The organism is Allobosea sp. (genome assembly GCF_030694325.1).
Lineage (GTDB): Bacteria > Pseudomonadota > Alphaproteobacteria > Rhizobiales > Beijerinckiaceae > Allobosea.
This window is the reverse complement of record NZ_JAUXYO010000131.1, coordinates 1-4381: the sequence shown is the minus strand read 5'-3', so window position 1 is coordinate 4381 and position 4381 is coordinate 1. Positions and strand designations below refer to the sequence as shown.

At 68.0% G+C, this 4381-nt stretch carries 5 protein-coding genes; all 5 read left to right on the top strand.

The window, feature by feature from the left end; genetic code table 11:
- Window positions 1-758 (top strand): Asp-tRNA(Asn)/Glu-tRNA(Gln) amidotransferase subunit GatB (locus Q8M82_RS07990; protein WP_465248073.1); only part of this gene is annotated, 758 nt, incomplete at its 5' end.
- Between the two features lie 155 nt (window positions 759-913).
- Window positions 914-1420, top strand: coding sequence for a GNAT family N-acetyltransferase (locus tag Q8M82_RS07985; RefSeq protein WP_305690838.1), 507 nt, complete (start codon window positions 914-916; stop codon window positions 1418-1420).
- Window positions 1421-1527: 107 nt separating this feature from the next.
- Window positions 1528-2682, top strand: a complete 1155-nt coding sequence (locus Q8M82_RS07980) for a zinc-binding dehydrogenase (protein WP_305690837.1) — start codon at window positions 1528-1530, stop codon at window positions 2680-2682.
- 37 nt (window positions 2683-2719) lie between these two features.
- Window positions 2720-3211, top strand: a complete 492-nt coding sequence (locus Q8M82_RS07975) for a GNAT family N-acetyltransferase (RefSeq protein WP_305690836.1) — start codon at window positions 2720-2722, stop codon at window positions 3209-3211.
- 129 nt (window positions 3212-3340) lie between these two features.
- A complete protein-coding gene (locus Q8M82_RS07970) occupies window positions 3341-4048 on the top strand; it encodes a glutathione S-transferase N-terminal domain-containing protein (RefSeq protein WP_305690835.1) in 708 nt (235 codons plus the stop codon).
- Window positions 4049-4381 lie beyond the last annotated feature (333 nt).

Sequence of the window (4381 nt, the reverse complement as noted above, 5' to 3'; positions counted from 1 at the left end):
AGGCGGTCGAGGTCGAAGCGCGCCGCCAGATCGGTATTCTCGAGGATGGCGGCACGATCGACCAGGAGACCCGCCTCTACGACCCCGCCAAATCCGAGACGCGCTCGATGCGCTCCAAGGAGGAGGCGCATGACTACCGCTATTTCCCCGATCCCGACCTGCTGCCGCTCGAATTCGACGACGCCTTCGTGGCCGAGCTGAAGGCGCATTTGCCGGAACTGCCCGACGCCAAGAAGGCGCGCTTCATCGCGGATTACGGGCTTTCGCCCTATGACGCCTCGGTGCTGGTCGCCGAGCGCGAGCAGGCCGACTATTTCGAGGCGGTCGCGAAGGGTCGCGACGGCAAGGCCGCGGCCAACTGGGTCATCAACGAGCTGTTCGGGCGCCTCAACAAGGAGGGCCGGGACGTCACGACCTCGCCGGTCTCCGCCGCCCAGCTCGGCGGGCTGGTCGACCTGATCGGCGAGGGCGTCATCTCCGGGCGCATCGCCAAGGATCTGTTCGAGATCCTCTGGAGCGAGGGCGGCGACCCCCGCGAGATCGTCGAGGCCCGCGGCATGAAGCAGGTCACCGACACGGGCGCCATCGAGAAGGCGGTGGACGAGCTGATCGCCGCCAATCCCGACAAGGTCGAGCAAGTCAAGGCCAAGCCGACCATGCTGGGCTGGTTCGTCGGCCAGGCGATGAAGGCCTCGGGCGGCAAGGCCAACCCGCAGGCGCTCAACGAGATCCTGAAGGCGAAGCTGGGGATCGAGTGAGCGATGGGCGGCGTCGAAAACACGCCGTCATCCCGGACGCAGCGAAGCGGAGATCCGGGATCCATGCCTGAACCTGTCTCCGAAGCGTTCCGGCATGGATCCCGGGTCAAGCCCGGGACGACCGTGGTCTTTCTGCCGCGAACGGGACACCGGGCATGACCCCCGCCGATCTCGTCATTCGCGATGCCGAAGCCGCCGATCTGCCGGTGGTGCGGGCGTTGCTGGTCGAGACCTGGCACGCCACCTATGACGGCATCTATGGCTGGCAGCGCGTCGCCGAGATCACCAATGCCTGGCACTCGCTCGACAATCTCGGGGCCCAGCTCGGGCGCGAGAACGGTGCTTTTCTCGTCGCGCTGGTCGGGAGCGAGATCGTCGCCACCGCCAGCGCCCGCACCGAGCGCGACCGCGCCGCGCTGCTGACGCGGCTTTATGTCCTGCCGGCCTGGCAGGGCACCGGCATCGGCCGCACGTTGCTGCAGGTGACGCTGGCCTGTTTCCCGCAGGCGCCCGTGGCGCGGCTCGAGGTCGAGAGCCAGAACGAGCCGGCGATCGCCTTCTACGAGCGCATGGGCTTCTTCCTGCAACGCCAGGCCCGCTTCGACGGCCGCGACGACACCCCCAACACGCTGCTGATGGCCAAGCGCCTCTTCGCCGATTAGCCGCTGCCGCAACCGGGCTGTGCGTTCACGCCGGTTGCCGTGCTGCGCCCGCCATGCCTCACTCTCCCCAAGCCGCGCCAAAGCGGCACCTTCAGGGAGAGACGACCATGCAGCGCCAGCCCATCCGCGTCGCGACCTATGACGGCCCCGGCGGCAAGCCGACCATCCGGGAGGTGGCATGGCCGGCGATTCCGGCCAAGGCGGCGCTGATCAAGATCGGCGCCTGCGGCGTCTGCGGCACCGACCAGCACATCCTCAAGGGCCACTGGCCCAAGAAGCTGCCCTGGCCCTTCACGCTCGGCCACGAGATCGGCGGCGTCATCGTCGAGAAGGGCGCGGATTTCACCGAGGACTTCATGGGCAAGCCGCTCGATGTCGGCTCCAAGGTGATGATCCCGCCGCTGATGCCCTGCGGGCGCTGCCACTACTGCGTCCACTATCCCGAGAGCGCCAACAAGTGCCTGACCCCGGTCTATTACGGGCGCTATCTCGGCTTCGACAAGGCGCCGCATCTCTGGGGCGGCTGGGCCGAATATGTCTATGTCGACCTCGAAATGCTGCCCGGCACCAAGGTCTACAAGCTGCCCGACGACATGTCGCTGCGGCTGGGCGCGCTCTCCGAGCCGATGACCTCCTGCATCCGCGCCTTCAACCGGGCCAAGCGCGCCGGTGGCTTCAACTGGGGCGACACGGTGGTGATCCAGGGCTCGGGGCCGATCGGCATCCTGGCGGTGGCGGCGGCGCAGGAGATGGGCGCCGGCCGCGTCATCTGCGTCGGTGCGCCCGAGGAGCCGCGTCTGGCGCTCGCCCGCAAGTTCGGCGCGGAGGCGACGGTCGATCTGGAAGAATACACCACGCCTGAAGCCCGCATCGCTCGCGTCCGCGAGATCGTCGGCGGCTTCGGCGCCGATCTGGTGATGGATTGCTCCGGCCATCCCACGGCGGGGCCAGAGGGCATCGAGTTCCTGCGCGACGGCGGCACCTATGTCGAGATGGGTCAGTTCACCGATGCGGGTTCGATCCAGACCAACTGGCATCGCATCTGCACCAAGGATCTGAACGTGCTCGGCTCCTGGGCCTTCACCGGCAACGACCTGCCGCTCGGCGTCGACATGCTCTACCGCGCCCGCGACAAGTACCCCTTCCTGGAGATGCAGACGATCTACCCCTTCACCGAGGCGGGCGTGACCCAGGCCGTCGCCGATGCGATGGCGATGAAGACGGTCAAGTCGACCATCGTTCCGTTCCCGGAGATGGTCTGATAGAGCGGCGTCTCGCCTCCACCGGACGGGACGCCGCATGACAACCTCGACGCAGACCGCCACCGCCGTCACCATTCGCCGCGCCCGCCGGCAGGATGTGGAGCGCATCGCCGAGCTGATCATGCTCGGCGCGGCGACGCAGACGATGACGGCGGACGCGATCCGGCAGGAGGCGCGCCACCCCGGCTATGCCGAGGCCTTCGCCGCGGTCGAGGCCTCGGCCCACAATGCGCTCTTCGTCGCCGAGGAGGCGGGAGGGCTGGTGGTCGGCACCTTCCAGGTCACGCTGATCCCCGGGCTGGTGGCGCGGGGCCGGATGCGCGCCAAGTTCGAGAGCGTCCATGTCGCGCCCGAGCGGCGCGGCCACGGCATCGGCCGGGTCATGATCGCCCATGCGCTCGCCTTCGCCCGCGAGCACGGCGCCGGCATGGCCGAGCTCAGCTCCAACAAGTCGCGCCTCGACGCGCACCGCTTCTACGTCAATCTCGGCTTCGCCCAGAGCCATGAGGGCTTCAAGATCGAGCTCTGACCGGCGCCGTCGGAGCGGGTTTACGCAGGGGGGATGCGGGCCACGCAGGGCGGCCCGCCTCTTTCTCCCGCGATGGAAGAGGCTTAAACATCGCGCTTCCTCCTCTGCATCAGGGACCGGGACCGCGCCATGTCAGCCAGCCAGAGCAAGCCGATCGAACTCCATTACTGGCCGACGCCCAACGGCTGGAAGATCACCATCATGCTTGAGGAGTGCGGGCTGCCCTACACGGTCATTCCCGTCAACATCGGCAAGGGCGACCAGTTCAAGCCGGACTTCCTCGCGATCGCGCCCAACAACCGGATGCCGGCGATCGTCGATCCCGAGGGGCCGGACGGCCAGCCGATCTCGGTCTTCGAATCGGGCGCAATCCTGCAATATCTCGGCCGCAAGACCGGGCAGTTCTACCCGGCCGACGAGCGCGCCCGCGTCGCCGTGGACGAATGGCTGTTCTGGCAGATGGGCGGCTTCGGGCCGATGCTCGGCCAGACCCACCATTTCCGGCTCTATGCGCCGGAAAAAGTGCCCTATGCCATCGACCGCTACACGAACGAGACCAATCGCCTCTATGGCGTGCTGAACAAGCGGCTCGAGGGCCGCGACTATATCTGCGGCGACTATTCCATCGCCGACATGGCCTGCATCGGCTGGGCCCGCGGCTGGGAGAAGCAGGGCCAGGACCTCAAGCAGTTCCCCCATGTCGCCCGCTGGATCGAGACGATGATGGCGCGGCCGGCCGTGCAGCGCGGTCTCAAGGTCGGCGAATCCCTGCGCAACCCCGCCGGCATCTCGACGCCGGAGGAAAAGGCGGTCCTCTTCGGCCAGAAGGCGCGCTGAGCGTCAGCCGCCACCCGTCCGCGTGTCATCCCGGACAAGCGGCGCAGCCGCGCCGATCCGGGATCCATTCCGGAGCCTTTCCGAGCGAGGTTTCGGAAAGGGTCCGGGTCTGCGCTGCGCTGCGCCCGGGACGACGTCGCGGGTGGGGCAGGTGAGGGCCAATCTCCTCGACGCCGTCATCCTGGCCAAGCCGCGAAGTGGCGCAGGCCGGGATCCATCATCGGGCTGGTCGGTGCCCTCCGATGGATCCCGGTCGGCCTGCGGCCGCCCAGGATGACGCGGGTGTTTCGGGGGACAATCGTGAGGCGCGCGCACCAAAACCCCCGCCCGGCC

What these genes read in the sequence shown, in the direction of transcription:
- Q8M82_RS07970 (WP_305690835.1), top strand. Translation starts at nt 3,341, where the DNA reads ATGTCAGCCAGCCAGAGCAAGCCGATCGAACTCCATTACTGGCCGACG.
- Q8M82_RS07985 (WP_305690838.1), top strand. Translation starts at nt 914, where the DNA reads ATGACCCCCGCCGATCTCGTCATTCGCGATGCCGAAGCCGCCGATCTG.
- Q8M82_RS07980 (WP_305690837.1), top strand. Translation starts at nt 1,528, where the DNA reads ATGCAGCGCCAGCCCATCCGCGTCGCGACCTATGACGGCCCCGGCGGC.
- Q8M82_RS07975 (WP_305690836.1), top strand. Translation starts at nt 2,720, where the DNA reads ATGACAACCTCGACGCAGACCGCCACCGCCGTCACCATTCGCCGCGCC.